The sequence below is a fragment of the Bordetella pertussis 18323 genome (assembly GCF_000306945.1).
Taxonomy (GTDB): Bacteria; Pseudomonadota; Gammaproteobacteria; order Burkholderiales; family Burkholderiaceae_B; genus Bordetella; species Bordetella pertussis.
This window is the reverse complement of the sequence record NC_018518.1, coordinates 425,892-440,792: the sequence shown is the minus strand read 5'-3', so window position 1 is coordinate 440,792 and position 14,901 is coordinate 425,892. Positions and strand designations below refer to the sequence as shown.

Here is a 14,901-nt window from a genome sequence, read left to right as displayed (position 1 = left end):
TGACTGCTCGAAAGACGGTTGAACGGGGCGGGCGCAAGGGTCGGAGCCCGCCGGCCGGCATGCGGGGCGAGCCTTTTGGGCAGTCCCGAAGCCGAGGAAGGGGTTGCCGTCACGATAGCATTGTCCGGTCGGTGCTAAATTTCGGGTTTCGCCCTCCCTTCTTCCCTGTTTTTTCTTACCAGCAGGAACCGCCATGGAATTCAGCCAGTTCAAAGTCAACGCCCTCATGGAGATCACCGCCCGCCCGGACCTGGTGTTCGTGCGAGGTCAGGGTTCCTGGCTGGAGGACCATGCCGGCAAGCGATATCTCGACTTCGTGCAAGGCTGGGCCGTCAACACGCTGGGCCACTGCGCGCCCGAGATGAAGCGCGCGATGGCCGAGCAGGCCGACAAGCTGATGAACCCGTCGCCGGCGTTCTACAACCTGCCGTCGATCGAGCTGGCGCAGCGCCTGACCTCGGCATCGTGTTTCGACCGGGTGTTCTTCGCCAACAGCGGCGCGGAGGCCAACGAAGGCGCCATCAAGCTGGCGCGCAAATGGGGGCGCGTGAACCGTAACGGCGCCTACAAGATCATCACCATGAACCACGGCTTCCATGGCCGCACGCTGGCCACCATGTCGGCCTCGGGCAAGCCGGGCTGGGACACGATGTTCGCGCCGCAGGTGGAGGGCTTTCCCAAGGCCGAGATCAATGATCTCGACTCGGTGCGCGCCCTGATCGACGCGCAGACGGTGGCCGTGATGCTCGAGCCCGTGCAGGGCGAAGCCGGCGTGATCCCGGCCACGCGCGAGTTCATGCAGGGCCTGCGCAAGCTGGCCGACGAGCACGGCATCCTGTTCATCGTCGACGAAGTGCAGACCGGCATGGGCCGCACCGGCTCGCTGTTCGCGTACCAGCAATTCGACGTGATCCCGGACATCATGACGCTGGCCAAGGGCATCGGCGGCGGCATTCCGCTGGCCGCCCTGCTGGCGCGCGAGGAGGTCTGCGTGTTCGCGCACGGCGACCAGGGCGGCACCTACAACGGCAACCCCTTGTGCGCGGCGGTCGGCGTGGCGGTGTTCGACACTATCACCGCGCCGGGCTTCATGGAGGCGGCGCAGGCGCGCACGCGCCAGTTGTCCGAAGGCCTGCTGGCGCTGTCGGCCAAGTGGAGCCTGCGCGGCGAGCGCGGCATGGGCCTGCTGCGCGCCCTGGTGCTGGACCGCGACGACGCCCCGGCCATCGTCGAGGCCGCGCGCATGCTGGCGCCGGAGGGCCTGCTGCTGAACGCGCCGCGCGGCAATCTGCTGCGCTTCATGCCGGCGCTGAACGTGACCGAAGCCGACATGGCCCGCATGCTCGAGCAGCTCGACGGCGTGATCGCCGCCGTGCGCAAGTAAGGACGGGGCCGGCATGGCGATGCAGGACTTCCGTCCCGGCGTCTACCGCCACTACAAGGGCGATCATTACCTGGCCCTGGGCCTGGCGCGCGCCGACGAAACGGACGAGGTGGTGGTGGTGTACACCCGGCTGTACGCGCGCGCCGGCCTGCCGATGAGCACGCGCCTGCTGCGCATCTGGAACGAGACCGTGGACACCGGCGCCGGCCCGCAGCCGCGCTTTGCCTACGTGGGCCACGTCACGCCGGAGCAAGGCTGACCCGACGCCGGGCCGCGCCCGGCGTCATTCACTTCACTTCGATCAGCGCGGCGCCTTCGCCGACCTGGTCGCCCACGGCATAGAACAGGCCGGCGACTTCGCCGGCGGCCGGCGCCGTGATGGTGTGCTCCATTTTCATGGCTTCCATCACCAGCAGCGCCTGGCCCTTCTCGACCTTGTCGCCCACGGCGACGGCGATCGAGATGATCTTGCCGGGCATGGGCGCGGTCAGGCCGCCGCCGTGGCCCTCGGCATCGTCCTGGGCATGCGCCAGGGCATCGTACAGGTCCAGGATGTGGGTGGCGCCGTCGTGGAACACATAGGCCTTGCCGGCATGCAGGACCACAGTGCCGGCGCTTTCCGGGCCATCCAGCGTGATGCGCAGGCCATAGCTGAGCTGGGGGTTGGCGCTGGGCTGGGCACGCCAGGAGAAGGCCTGGCCGGCCGCGGGCGCGGCGCCGATGCGCCATTGCCCGCCCTCGCGCGTGATCTCGATGTCGCGCCGTTCGCCGTTGTCGACCCAGCACAGGGTCTGCCGGTAGCGGCCGCCCAGGCGCCAGCCGTCGCGTGCGTCCCAGGGGTCGGCCGTCTTGCCGGCCTCGCCTTGCGGCTGGGCCAGGCCCTGGCGCACCAGCACGGCGGCGCTGGCCAGGGCCAGCACGTCGGCGCCGGCCGGTTGCGGTTCGGGCAGCAGCGTGGCGCGGCGGCGTTCGATCAGGCCGGTATCGAGGTCGGCCGTGGCGAAGGCCTCGTCGCGCATCAGGCGGCCCAGGAACGCGGCGTTTGTCTGCACGCCGACGGCCTGGGTGTGCGCCAGCGCCTGGATCATGCGCGCGCGCGCCTGTTCGCGGTCGGCGCCATGGACGATCAGCTTGGCGATCATGGGGTCGTAATAGGGCGTGATGGTGTCGCCCATGCGCACGCCGCCGTCGACGCGCACCTCGCCGTTGGCGAAGGCCGTGTGCGCGGGCAGGCCCAGGTAGGCCAGCGTGCCGATCGACGGCAGGAAGCCCTTCTCCGGGTTCTCGGCGTAGATGCGCGCCTCGATGGCATGGCCATCCAGGCGCAGTTCGTCCTGGGCGGCCGGCAGCGGCTGGCTGGCGGCCACGCGCAATTGCCATTCGACCAGGTCATGGCCGGTGATCATTTCGGTGACCGGGTGCTCCACCTGCAGCCGGGTATTCATTTCCATGAAGTAGAAGCGGCCGTCGGGTTCGGCGATGAACTCGACGGTGCCCGCGCCTACGTAGCCCACCGCGCGCGCCGCCGCTACCGCCGCCTCGCCCATGGCGCGGCGGCGTTCCGGCGTCATGCCCGGCGCGGGCGCTTCCTCGATGACTTTCTGGTGGCGCCGCTGCACGGAACAGTCGCGTTCGAACAGGTAGACGCAATTGCCGTGGCTGTCGGCGAACACCTGGATTTCGATGTGGCGAGGCTTCTGCAGGTAGCGCTCGATGAGTACGCGGTCATCGCCGAAGCTGGCGCTGGCTTCACGCTGGCACGAGGCCAGCGCGTCGGCGAAGGCGGCGCTCTCCTCGACCACGCGCATGCCTTTGCCGCCGCCGCCGGCGCTGGCCTTGATCAGTACCGGGTAGCCGATGGCGTCGGCCTGCTGCCGGAGGAACTGCGGATCCTGGTCTTCGCCATGGTAGCCGGGCACCAGCGGCACGCCGGCGCGCTCCATCAGCGCCTTGGCGGCCGATTTGCTGCCCATGGCGGCGATCGCGCCGGCCGGCGGGCCGACGAACACCATGCCGGCCTGCGCCACGGCTTCGGCAAAGCCTTCGTTTTCGGACAGGAAGCCGTAGCCGGGGTGGATGGCTTGCGCGCCGGTGTCGCGCGCGGCCTGCAGGATGGCATCGGCGCGCAGGTAGCTGGCGCGCGGCTCGGCGCCGCCGATATGCACGGCGACATCGCAGGCGGCCACATGGCGCGCGTTGGCGTCGGCATCGGAATAGACGGCGACGGTGCGAAGGCCCATGCGGCGGGCGGTGGCGGCGACGCGGCAGGCGATTTCGCCGCGGTTGGCAATCAGCAGGGTGGAGAACACGATGGCTCCTTGGTGGCGCGGCGCCGTGGCGTGGCGCCGTGGCGGATTACATGCGGAAAACGCCGAAGCGCGTGTCTTCGATCGGCGCATTCAGGGCCGCCGACAGCGCCAGGCCCAGCACGCGGCGGGTATCGGCCGGCGCGATGATGCCGTCGTCCCAAAGCCGCGCGGTGGCATAGTAGGGATGGCCCTCGCGCTCGTACTGCTCGCGGATTGGCTGCTTGAAGGCGTCTTCCTCGGCGCCGCTCCATTGCGCGCCGCGCGCCTCGATGCCGTCGCGCTTGACGGTGGCCAGCACGCTGGCGGCCTGTTCGCCGCCCATCACGGAGATGCGCGCGTTGGGCCACATGAACAGCATGCGCGGTGAATAGGCGCGCCCGCACATGCCGTAGTTGCCGGCCCCGAACGAGCCGCCGATGAGTATCGTGAACTTGGGAACGGCGGCGGTGGCCACGGCGGTCACCATCTTGGCGCCGTGGCGCGCGATGCCTTCGTTTTCGTACTTGCGGCCCACCATGAAGCCGGTGATGTTCTGCAGGAAGACCAGGGGGATCTTGCGCTGCGCGCACAGCTCGATGAAGTGCGCGCCCTTTTGCGCCGATTCCGAGAACAGAATGCCGTTGTTGGCGACGATGCCCACCGGCATGCCATGGATATGGGCAAAGCCGGTGACCAGGGTGGTGCCGTAGCGCGCCTTGAATTCGTCGAATTCCGAGCCGTCGACGATGCGCGCGATGACTTCGCGCACGTCGTAGGGCTTGCGCGTGTCGGCCGGAATGATGCCGTTGAGTTCGCTGGCGTCGTAGCGCGGTTCGCGCACCGGCGCCAGAGCCAGCGCAGCCGGCTTGGCGCGGTTCAGGCGGGCCACGGCGTTGCGCGCCAGCTGCAGCGCGTGCATGTCGTTGGCAGCGAGGTGGTCGGCCACGCCGGACAGGCGCGTGTGCACGTCGCCGCCGCCGAGGTCTTCGGCGCTGACCTCCTCGCCCGTGGCCGCTTTCACCAGGGGCGGCCCGCCCAGGAAAATGGTGCCCTGGTCGCGCACGATGATGGATTCGTCGCACATGGCGGGCACGTACGCGCCGCCGGCGGTGCACGATCCCATCACCACCGCGATCTGCGCGATGCCCTGCGACGACATGACCGCCTGGTTGTAGAAGATGCGGCCGAAGTGATCGCGGTCGGGGAACACTTCGTCCTGGCGCGGCAGGTTGGCGCCGCCCGAATCGACCAGGTAGACGCACGGCAGCCGGTTCTGCGCGGCGATCTCCTGGGCGCGCAAATGCTTCTTGACCGTCATCGGGTAGTACGTGCCGCCCTTGACGGTGGCGTCGTTGCACACGATGACGCATTCGGTGCCGGCGATGCGGCCGACGCCCGTGATCATGCCGGCGCCTGGCGCTTCGTCGCCATACATGCCGTGCGCGGCCATGGGCGAGAGCTCCAGGAACGGGCTGCCCGGGTCGACCAGTTGTTCGACGCGTTCGCGCGGCAGCAATTTGCCGCGTCCCACGTGCTTGGCGCGCGCGGTTTCGCTGCCGCCTTGCGCCGTCCGGGCCAGCTTCTGGTTCAGGTCGTCGAGCTGCGCCTGCATGGCGCGCGCATTGTCGGCGTAGTCCTGCGACCGCGTATCGATGCGGGATTCGATGATAGGCATGGGCATACCCGTGGGGCGTTGATGGAGGCGGCGGATTCTTGCCGTGGGCGAGGCCGCGGCCCCGCCGGCCTGCCGGCGAACCGGCAGGCCTGGGGGCGGTTTACAGCATTTCGATGGCCATCGCGACGGCTTCGCCGCCGCCGATGCACAGCGTGGCCACGCCGCGCTTGCCGCCGGTTTTGCGCAGCGCGCCGACCAGCGTGGCCATCAGGCGCGCACCCGAAGCGCCGATGGGGTGGCCCAGCGCGGTCGCGCCGCCATGCACGTTGACCTTGTCGTGCGGCAGGTCGAAGTCCTTCATGGTCGCCATGGTGACCACGGCGAAGGCTTCGTTGATCTCGTACAGATCCACGTCGCTGGCTTGCCAGCCGGTTTTCTTGAACAGGTTCTTCAGCGCGCCGACCGGGGCGGTGGTGAACCAGTTCGGCTCCTGCGCATGCTGGGCATGGGCGACGATGCGGGCCAGCGGCTTGACGCCCAGTTTCTCGGCGGTGGAGGCGCGCATCAGCACCATGGCCGCGGCGCCGTCGGAGATCGACGACGAGTTGGCGGCGGTGACGGTGCCATCCTTCTTGAAAGCCGGCTTGAGCGTCGGGATCTTCTCGGGCATGGCCTTGGTAGGCGCCTCGTCGGTATCGATCACCGTATCGCCCTTGCGGCCGGCCACGGTTACCGGCGTGATCTCCCACTTGAAGCTGCCATCTTCGCTGGCGGCGCGCGCGCGGCGCAGCGATTCGAGCGAGAAGGCGTCCTGCTGCTCGCGCGTGAAGCTGTACTTGGTGGCGCAGTCCTCGGCGAATACGCCCATCGCCTTGCCGCGGTCATAGGCGTCTTCCAGGCCGTCCAGGGCCATGTGGTCGTACACCGTGTTGTGGCCGTAGCGGTAGCCCTGGCGGCCCTTGAGCAGCAGGTAGGGCGCGTTGCTCATGCTTTCCTGGCCGCCGGCGACCACGACGTCGACCGAGTCCGCGGTCAGCAGGTCGTGGCCGAACATGGCGGCCTTCAGGCCCGAGCCGCACACCTTGTGGATCGTGGTGCAGCCCACGCCCAGCGGCAGGCCGGCGCCGAGCGCGGCCTGGCGGGCGGGCGCCTGGCCCTGGCCGGCCTGCAGCACGTTGCCCATGATGACTTCATCGACCTGTTCGGGCTTGATGCCGGCGCGCTCGATGGCCGCCTTGATGGCGGCCGAGCCCAGCTCGTGGGCGGCCAGGCCGGACAGGCATGCCCAGCATGCCGCCCATGGGCGTGCGGGCGACGGAAACGATAACAATGGGATCGGACATGACTTGCTCCTAGAAATCGGGACAGGATGTGGCGCTATGCGGCCGCGCGTGGAGGTGGCGCGGCCTGGGGGTGCAACCGCCTGTCGGTATCGTAAGGGAAAAACTCTTCAATCCGGCCTTGCGCCACGCGCGCGCGGCAGGCCTGCCACCACTGGGGCGCCAGCAGATCGGCGTGATGTCGCAGGAAGGCCTGGCGCACGCGCGGATCGCCCAGCAGGAAGCGGCCGAACTCCTCGGGAAAGACATCATTGGGGCCCACCGCGTACCAAGGTTCGCTGGAAAGCTCGGCTTCTTCGTTGGGCGCCGGCGGAATGGCGCGGAAGTTCATCTCCGTCATGCGCTGGATTTCGTCGTAGTCGTAGAACACGACCCGGCCCAGGCGGGTGACGCCGAAGTTCTTGTACAGCATGTCGCCCGGGAAGATATTGGCCGTGGCGAGCTGGCGGATGGCGTCGCCGTACTCGCGCACGGCGACCTCGAGCAGCGGGTCGCTGGCGTGGCGCAGGTAGAGGTTCAGCGGCATCATGCGCCGCTCGATGTAGACGTGGCGGATCACCACCGTATCGCCGTTTTCCTCGATCAGGCTGGGGACCAGCCGGCGCAGTTCTTCCAGCAACCGGGGGGCGAAGCGGCTGCGCGGCAGTGCGACCTGGGAATATTCCCAGGTGTCGGCCATGCGTCCGACGCGATCGTGCAGCTTGACCATCTGGTACTTGCGCCGCACCGTGGCATGGTCCATGCCGTCCTTGTCGATGCGGTCCTTGATCAGCTTGAAGACGTACGGATAGGACGGCAACGTGAACACGCACATCACCATGCCGCGGATGCCCGGCGCGATGTCGAAGGCGTCGCGCGAATGCGTCAGGTGGTGCAGGAAGTCGCGGTAGAACAGGGTCTTGCCCTGCTTCTGCAGGCCGAGCATGGTGTAGAGCTCGGCCTTGGGCTTGCGCGGCAGCAGGCTGGCCAGGAAATTGACCACGGCTGCCGGCGTTTCCATGTCCACCAGGAAATACGCCCGCGTGAAGCTGAACAGCGTGCTGAGGTCGTCGGCGCCCAGCAGCAGCGCATCCAGGCATACCTGCCCGGCCGGGTTGCGGCGCAGGGCGACGGCGAACGGGTAGACCGTGCCCTGGTTGATGAGGCGGCCGACGATGTAGGCGCCGGTATTGCGGAAGAACAGCGAGCCCAGCACCTGGATCTGGCAGTCCGAGGCCAGCCGCGGGCCGGCGTGGCGCGGCAGCTGGCCGCGCAACTGGCGCACCGCCGCGCGCGCCAGCAGGCGCGCGTCGCGCGGCAGGTCGGCGTACGGCACGGCCAGGCCGAAGTCCGCCACCATGCGGATCAGGCTCTTGTGCAGGCCTTCGGCCACCGGATAGTAGACCCGGTACGACGGGATGCGGCTGTCCAGGTAATCGGTCGCGATGGCTGGCCGCACGAACAGAAAATCGTTGTGGAAGTAGTCGCGGTGCAGGATGCGGCACGATACCGAATTGAAGAACGTCTCGGCGCATTCGGGCTGGCGATGGTCGGCCAGCAGGCCCACGAACTCCTGCTTGACCGCCAGCCAGAACGCCGTCTGCGCCTCGCTCAGCGCCGCGCTGCCGTTGGCGCGCGAGCCATCGGCCGTGCGCGCGTCGGAGCCGCGCAGCGCGCTGTCGAGTTGCGTGGCGCATTCGCGCACGCGCATGTCGTAGTACTCGATGCGTTCGCGCGACAGGCGTTGCATGCCATGCCAGTCGCCCGACTCGAACAGCGACTTGGCGCGCTGCGCGCTGTAGCGAAACAGCGCATAGTGGCGATCGAAGCCGGCCAGGATCAGGTGCGCGACATCCAGCGGAGCGGGTCCCGCGACCGGCGCCGGTTCGATGCGTTGGACATCGCCGCTGTAGATCATGGCTGGCTCGTGCTATTGCTTGCGGGCATGGCGGCCGGTCATGCGGTTTCCGCGTACAGTTCCCGGCCGATCAGCATGCGGCGGATCTCGCTGGTGCCGGCGCCGATCTCGTACAGCTTGGCGTCGCGCCACATGCGTCCGACCGGATATTCATTGATATAGCCGTTGCCGCCCAGGATCTGCACGCCCTCGCCGGCCATCCAGGTGGCCTTCTCGGCCGTGTACAGGATCAGGGCCGCGCAGTCCTTGCGCACCTGGCGCACGTGGCCGGCGCCGAGCTGGTCGAGGTTGCGGCCGACCGCGTAGCAGAAGGCGCGGCTGGCCTGCAGCACGCTGTGCATGTCGGCGATCTTGCCCTGGATGAGCTGGAACTCGCCGATGGCCTGGCCGAATTGCTTGCGGTCGTGGATATAGGGCACCACCACGTCCATCACGCCCTGCATGATGCCCAGCGGCCCGCCCGACAGCACGGCGCGTTCGTAGTCCAGCCCGCTCATCAGCACGCGCACGCCGCCATTGACCTGGCCCAGGACGTTTTCTTCCGGCACCTCGCAGTCTTCGAATACCAGCTCGCCCGTGTGGCTGCCGCGCATGCCCAGCTTGTCCAGCTTCTGCGCCACGGAGAAGCCCTTGAATCCCTTTTCGACCAGGAAGGCGGTAATGCCGCGCTGGTGCGCCTCGGGATCGGTCTTGGCATAGACCACCAGCGTATCGGCGTCGGGGCCGTTGGTGATCCACATCTTGGTGCCGTTGAGCACATAGCGGTCGCCTTTCTTGTCGGCGCGCAGGCGCATGCTGACCACATCGGACCCCGCGCCCGGCTCGCTCATGGCCAGCGCGCCCACGTGTTCGCCGCTGACCAGCTTGGGCAGGTAGCTGTGAAGATTCAATAGGTTGTATGCATGGTTCATCCGAACCGGATTTGAGAAACTGGAAATCGCCACCCCCCCAGTTCACTCAAGGAGCCCGGCCGGATGAACACCCATAAGCATGCCCGATTGACCTTCCTACGTCGACTCGAAATGGTCCAGCAATTGATCGCCCATCAAGTTTGTGTGCCTGAAGCGGCCCGCGCCTATGGGGTCACCGCGCCGACTGTGCGCAAATGGCTGGGCCGCTTCCTGGCTCAGGGCCAGGCGGGCTTGGCCGATGCGTCCTCGCGCCCGACGGTCTCGCCCCGAGCGATTGCGCCGGCCAAGGCGCTGGCTATCGTGGAGCTGCGCCGCAAGCGGCTGACCCAAGCGCGCATCGCCCAGGCGCTGGGCGTGTCAGCCAGCACCGTCAGCCGCGTCCTGGCCCGCGCCGGTCTGTCGCACCTGGCCGACCTGGAGCCGGCCGAGCCGGTGGTGCGCTACGAGCATCAGGCCCCCGGCGATCTGCTGCACATCGACATCAAGAAGCTGGGACGTATCCAGCGCCCTGGCCACCGGGTCACGGGCAACCGACGCGATACCGTTGAGGGGGCCGGCTGGGACTTCGTCTTCGTGGCCATCGATGACCACGCCCGCGTGGCCTTCACCGACATCCACCCCGACGAGCGCTTCCCCAGCGCCGTCCAGTTCCTCAAGGACGCAGTGGCCTACTACCAGCGCCTGGGCGTGACCATCCAGCGCTTGCTCACCGACAATGGCTCGGCCTTTCGCAGCCGCGCCTTCGCCGCGCTGTGCCATGAGCTGGGCATCAAGCACCGCTTTACCCGACCTTACCGCCCACAGACCAATGGCAAGGCCGAACGCTTCATCCAGTCGGCCTTGCGTGAGTGGGCTTACGCTCACACCTACCAGAACTCCCAACACCGAGCCGATGCCATGAAATCCTGGCTACACCACTACAACTGGCATCGACCCCACCAAGGCATCGGGCGCGCTGTACCCATCTCCAGACTCAACCTGGACGAATACAACCTATTGACAGTTCACAGCTACCGGGTACTGGCGCGCACGGCCGCCTAGGCGCGGCCGCGCGCCATGGCACAATCCGCCCACCATCACATCACCTGCGCAGGGACAGCATGCTGATACTGCTGGACCAGGACGGCGTCCTGGCCGATTTCGAACACGCCTTCATCGACGCCTGGCGCAAGCGCCACCCCGATATCGAGCCGGTGGCGTTCGAGGAGCGCAAGTCGTTCCATATCCGCGAAGACTATGCGCCCGAATTGCGGGGCCTGGCCGAGGCCATCTACACCGCGCCCGGCTTCATCCGCGACCTGCCGCCCGTGCCGGGCGCGGTCGAGGCATTCCGCGAGCTGCTGGCGCTGGGCATGGACGTGCGCATCTGCTCGTCGCCGCTGATGCAGTTCGAGAATTGCGTGGCCGAAAAGTATCTCTGGGTCGAACGCCACCTGGGCCGCGACGCCACGCAGCGGCTGATCCTGACGCGCGACAAGACGCTGGTGCAGGGCGACCTGCTGATCGACGACCGGCCGGTCATCACGGGCGCGGCGCGGCCGCGCTGGCGCCACATCATCTACGACGCGCCGTACAACCGCGACCAGACCGACCGGCCCCGCCTGGACTGGCGCAATTGGCGCAATGTGCTGGCGGGCGAACTGTACCGCTCGGACGCCTGAACCGCCCTCCTCCCGCCGGCCGAAAACGACTATTCTGTGTGTCTACGCAGCATGACAGAATAAAAAGACAGGCGCCCGCCGTGCCGCGGCCTTGCGCTTGCCGAACCCGTTCCAGGAGGAGGTAGCGTCGTGAATCTTTATCGTCTGCTCAAGCAACGCGAGGCCGATCAGAAACCCTTGCGGGTGGCGTTGATCGGGGCCGGCAAGTTCGGCTCGATGTTTCTCAGCCAGGTGCAGCGCACCCCCGGCATGCGGCTGGTGGCGATGGCCGACCTGGCGCCCGACCGGGCGCGCGCCGCGCTGACCCGGGTGGGCTGGCCCGCCGCGGCCCTGAACGCCGACACCATCCACCACGCCGTCAAGACCGGCAAGGTGTATTTCAGCGACGACGTACGCTCGGTGATCGTCGACCCGGAAGTCGAGATCGTCATCGACGCCACCGGGCAGGCGGCCGCCGGCATCGAACACGTGCTGACCTGCTGCGAGTACGGCAAGCACATCATCATGGTCAACGTCGAAGCCGACGCGCTGGCCGGCCCGCTGCTGGCACGCCGCGCGCGCGAGGCGGGCATCGTCTATTCGCTGGCCTATGGCGACCAGCCGGCGCTGATCTGCGAAATGGTGGACTGGGCGCGCGCCAGCGGCTTCGAGGTGGTGGCCGCCGGCAAGGGCACCAAGTATCTGCCCGAGTTCCACACCTCCACGCCCGATACGGTGTGGCCGTACTACGGCTTCACCGACGAGATGGTGGCGGCGGGCGATTTCAATGCGCAGATGTTCAACAGCTTCCTGGACGGCACCAAGAGCGCCATCGAAATGGCGGCCGTCTCCAATGCCACCGGACTGCTGCCCTCGCCCACCGGCCTGCATTTCCCGCCATGCGGCGTGGACGACTTGGCGCGCGTGCTGCGGCCGCGCGAGGAAGGCGGCATGCTGCACCATCGGGGCCAGGTGGAAGTGGTGTCGTCGCTGGAGCGCGACGGCCGGCCGGTATTCCGCGACCTGCGCTGGGGCGTCTACGTGACGCTGGCCGGCGACAGCGACTACGTGCGCCGCTGCTTCAAGGAGTACGGGCTGGTCACCGACCCCAGCGGCAATTATTCGGCCATGTACAAGCCCTATCACCTGATCGGGCTGGAGCTGGGCATCAGCGTGGCCAGCGTCGGCCTGCGGCGCGAACCGACCGGCTCGCCGGCCGGCTGGCATGGCGACGTGGTCGCCACCGCCAAGCGCGACATGGCGGCCGGCCAGGAACTCGACGGCGAAGGCGGATACACGGTGTACGGCCGCCTGATGCCGGCGCGCGACTCGGTGGCCGATGGCTGCCTGCCGCTGGGCCTGGCGCACAACGTGCGGCTGAAGCATCCGGTGCGGCAATCGCAGCCGATCCGCTGGAGCGACGTCGAGTACGACGAGCGCTCGCCGGCCGTGCAGTTCCGCCGCCTGATGGAGCAGACCTTCGCGTAGCCCGGCGCCGGTCTGCACGGAGGCCGGCTTGCGCTACATGCGCTCGGCGTAGAAGTCGAGGAAACAGGCGATGCGCCGCGCCAGCTGCGTGTTGCGGTAGTACACCGCGTGCAGCGGCTGGCGATAGCCGTTGTCGGCCGACTCCAGCAGGCGCACCAGGCTGCCGCTGGCCAGGTCCGCGCGCAGCATGAAATCCGACAGGCAGGCAATGCCCGCGCCGGCCAACGCCAGGCCGCGCAGCGTCTCGCCGCTGGAGGCGCCGATATCCGGCTCGACCACGAAGGTGCTGCCCCCGTCATGGCGCAGCGGCCAGCGGTTCAAGGTCTCGGGCTGGGTGAAGCCCAGCAGCCGGTGCCGGCGCAAGGCGGCCACATCGCGCGGCTTGCCGTGGCGGGCCAGGTAGGCGGGGCTGGCGACCACCAGCAAGGTCGAGGGCTTGAACGCCCGCGCGTGCAGCGATGAGTCGGACAGCACGCCGGCACGCAGGGCCACGTCGGAGCGGTGTTCGATGAGATCGACGATGCGGTCGTTGCTGGTGAGCTCCAGCTGGATTTCCGGATAGCGGCGGCTGAATTCCTCGACGTGCGGCACCAGGCAATGCAGCATCACCGGCGCCGACGCATCCACCCGCAGGCGCCCGGCGGGCTGCTGGTGGCGGATGCGCATGCACTCCTGCGCCTCGTCCAGCGCCAGCAGGATGGCGCGCGCCTTCTGCTGGAACTGCCGTCCTTCTTCGGTGAGCTCCATGCGGCGCGTGGTGCGGGTCAGCAGGGTGACGCCCAGTTCGGCCTCCAGGCGCGCCAGCCCGCGGCTCACGCCCGAGGCGGTGTGCCCCAGCAGTTCGGCCGCGGCGCGCATGGAGCCGGCGTCCACCACCGCCAGGAACAGGCGCAGGGCATCCGAGTTGAGCGGCATTCGTGCTCTCCAATCACAAGTCTAGTGATTTTATGCCGCTTTTTCTCATGAATATACAGGCGCAGAATGCACAGCCTCGAGGGGCCCCGCGCCCCGTCACTGGAGCATTCGACATGCCTATCGCATTATGGGCGCTGGCCGCCGGCGCCTTTGGAATCGGCACGACCGAGTTCGTCATCATGGGGCTGCTGCCCGAGGTCGGCGCCGACCTGGGCGTGTCGATCCCGCAGGCCGGGCTGCTGGTGACCGGCTACGCCCTCGGCGTGGTGGTCGGCGCGCCGCCGGTCGCCATCCTGACCGCGCGGCTGCCGCGCAAGACGCTGCTGCTCGGCCTGATGCTGATCTTCACGCTGGGCAACCTGGCCTGCGCGCTGGCGCCAGGCTACGGCGCCCTGATGGCCGCCCGCGTGCTGACGTCGCTGGCCCACGGCGCGTTCTTCGGCGTGGGCTCGGTCGTCGCGACCAGCCTGGTGCGGCCCGACAAGCAGGCCTCGGCCATCGCGCTGATGTTCACCGGACTGACGCTGGCCAACGTGCTGGGCGTGCCCTTCGGCACCTGGCTGGGCCAGGCATGGGGCTGGCGCGCCACGTTCTGGGCCGTGACCGCGGTCGGGATCGCCGCGATGGCGGCCATCATGTACTGGGTGCCGGCCAGCCGCGGCCAGCACCAGGCCGACCTGGCCGGAGAACTGCGCGCGCTGGCCCGCCCTCAGGTGCTGCTGGGCTTTGCCATGACGGTCCTGGGCTTTGGCGGCGTATTCACCACCTTCACCTACATCGCGCCCATCCTCACCGGCGTCAGCGGCATCGCGGCCGCGGCCGTATCGCCCATCCTGCTGCTGTTCGGGGTGGGGCTGGTGGCCGGCAATACGCTGGGCGGCAGGCTGGCCGACCGGCGCCTGATGCCCACGCTGGTGGGCAGCCTGGCGGTGTTGGCGGCGGTGCTGGCCGCTTTCGCATGGACCGCGCACCACTCGATCGCGGCCGTGGCCACGGTGGCGCTGCTGGGCGCGGCGGCCTTCGCCACCGTGCCGCCGCTGCAAATGCGTGTGCTGCAGCAGGCCGGCGGCGCACCCAACCTGGCCTCGGCCTTCAATATCGCGGCCTTCAACCTGGGCAATGCCGCTGGCGCCTGGCTGGGCGGACTGACCATCGACCACGGCCCCGGCCTGGCCGCCACGCCGCTGGTGGCGGCGGCGGTGACCGGCGGCGGCCTGGCCCTGGCGCTGCTGAGCTGGAGCCGCGATCGGCGCAACGACGCGAATCAGCGCGCGCCGGCGCTGGCCGCGCGGGCCTGTGAATCAGGACAGATGTGACCGCGCAGCGGCAAGAGTGCCTGTCCCACGGCAGGGTGCCTGTCCCAGCGGGGACAGGCACACGCACGGGCAAGCGCCAGCCCCCATGCGGGGACAGGCGCCCCCGG

The 14,901-nt window shown here is 68.6% G+C and carries 10 protein-coding genes and 2 pseudogenes; 6 read left to right on the top strand and 6 right to left on the bottom strand.

What is annotated here, in order from left to right:
* Window positions 1-193 precede the first annotated feature (193 nt).
* A complete protein-coding gene (locus BN118_RS02160) occupies window positions 194-1,384 on the top strand; it encodes an acetylornithine transaminase (RefSeq protein ID WP_004565905.1) in 1,191 nt (396 codons plus the stop codon).
* A 13-nt stretch (window positions 1,385-1,397) separates the two neighbouring features.
* The gene (locus BN118_RS02155; protein WP_003815955.1) at window positions 1,398-1,643 is read left to right on the top strand and encodes a DUF1653 domain-containing protein; all 246 of its coding nucleotides are present in this window, start codon (window positions 1,398-1,400) and stop codon (window positions 1,641-1,643) included.
* 28 nt (window positions 1,644-1,671) lie between these two features.
* On the opposite strand, the gene BN118_RS02150 is transcribed toward BN118_RS02155, so the two are convergent.
* The 5 genes and pseudogenes from BN118_RS02150 to BN118_RS02130 all read right to left on the bottom strand — a co-directional run.
* Window positions 1,672-3,693, bottom strand: coding sequence for an acetyl/propionyl/methylcrotonyl-CoA carboxylase subunit alpha (locus BN118_RS02150; RefSeq protein ID WP_014905468.1), 2,022 nt, complete (start codon window positions 3,691-3,693; stop codon window positions 1,672-1,674).
* A gap of 46 nt (window positions 3,694-3,739) precedes the next feature.
* Window positions 3,740-5,347, bottom strand: a complete 1,608-nt coding sequence (locus tag BN118_RS02145; protein WP_003815953.1) for a carboxyl transferase domain-containing protein — start codon at window positions 5,345-5,347, stop codon at window positions 3,740-3,742.
* Between the two features lie 100 nt (window positions 5,348-5,447).
* Window positions 5,448-6,630: pseudogene (locus BN118_RS02140) on the bottom strand (acetyl-CoA C-acetyltransferase).
* A 34-nt stretch (window positions 6,631-6,664) separates the two neighbouring features.
* Window positions 6,665-8,524: a bifunctional isocitrate dehydrogenase kinase/phosphatase gene (aceK, locus tag BN118_RS02135; protein WP_014905467.1), complete on the bottom strand. Its 1,860-nt coding sequence runs from the start codon at window positions 8,522-8,524 to the stop codon at window positions 6,665-6,667.
* Between the two features lie 38 nt (window positions 8,525-8,562).
* A pseudogene (locus BN118_RS02130) lies at window positions 8,563-9,399 on the bottom strand (acyl-CoA dehydrogenase family protein); the annotation flags it as partial.
* A gap of 99 nt (window positions 9,400-9,498) precedes the next feature.
* Here BN118_RS02130 and BN118_RS02125 point away from each other — a divergent pair.
* The 3 genes from BN118_RS02125 (at window position 9,499) to BN118_RS02115 (ending at window position 12,563) form a co-directional block, all read left to right on the top strand.
* Window positions 9,499-10,476, top strand: coding sequence for an IS481-like element IS481 family transposase (locus tag BN118_RS02125; protein ID WP_014905466.1), 978 nt, complete (start codon window positions 9,499-9,501; stop codon window positions 10,474-10,476).
* A gap of 59 nt (window positions 10,477-10,535) precedes the next feature.
* A complete protein-coding gene (locus BN118_RS02120; RefSeq protein WP_004566083.1) occupies window positions 10,536-11,096 on the top strand; it encodes a 5'-3'-deoxyribonucleotidase in 561 nt (186 codons plus the stop codon).
* Between the two features lie 129 nt (window positions 11,097-11,225).
* Entirely contained in the window at window positions 11,226-12,563 is a 1,338-nt protein-coding gene (locus tag BN118_RS02115) for an NAD(P)H-dependent oxidoreductase (RefSeq protein ID WP_014905465.1), read from the top strand.
* Window positions 12,564-12,596: 33 nt separating this feature from the next.
* Here BN118_RS02115 and BN118_RS02110 read toward each other — a convergent pair whose 3' ends face one another.
* Entirely contained in the window at window positions 12,597-13,478 is an 882-nt protein-coding gene (locus BN118_RS02110; RefSeq protein WP_004566082.1) for a LysR family transcriptional regulator, read from the bottom strand.
* A 113-nt stretch (window positions 13,479-13,591) separates the two neighbouring features.
* On the opposite strand from BN118_RS02110, the gene BN118_RS02105 reads away from it, so the two are divergent.
* Window positions 13,592-14,794, top strand: coding sequence for an MFS transporter (locus BN118_RS02105; RefSeq protein WP_010929725.1), 1,203 nt, complete (start codon window positions 13,592-13,594; stop codon window positions 14,792-14,794).
* The last annotated feature ends 107 nt before the right edge of the window (window positions 14,795-14,901 follow it).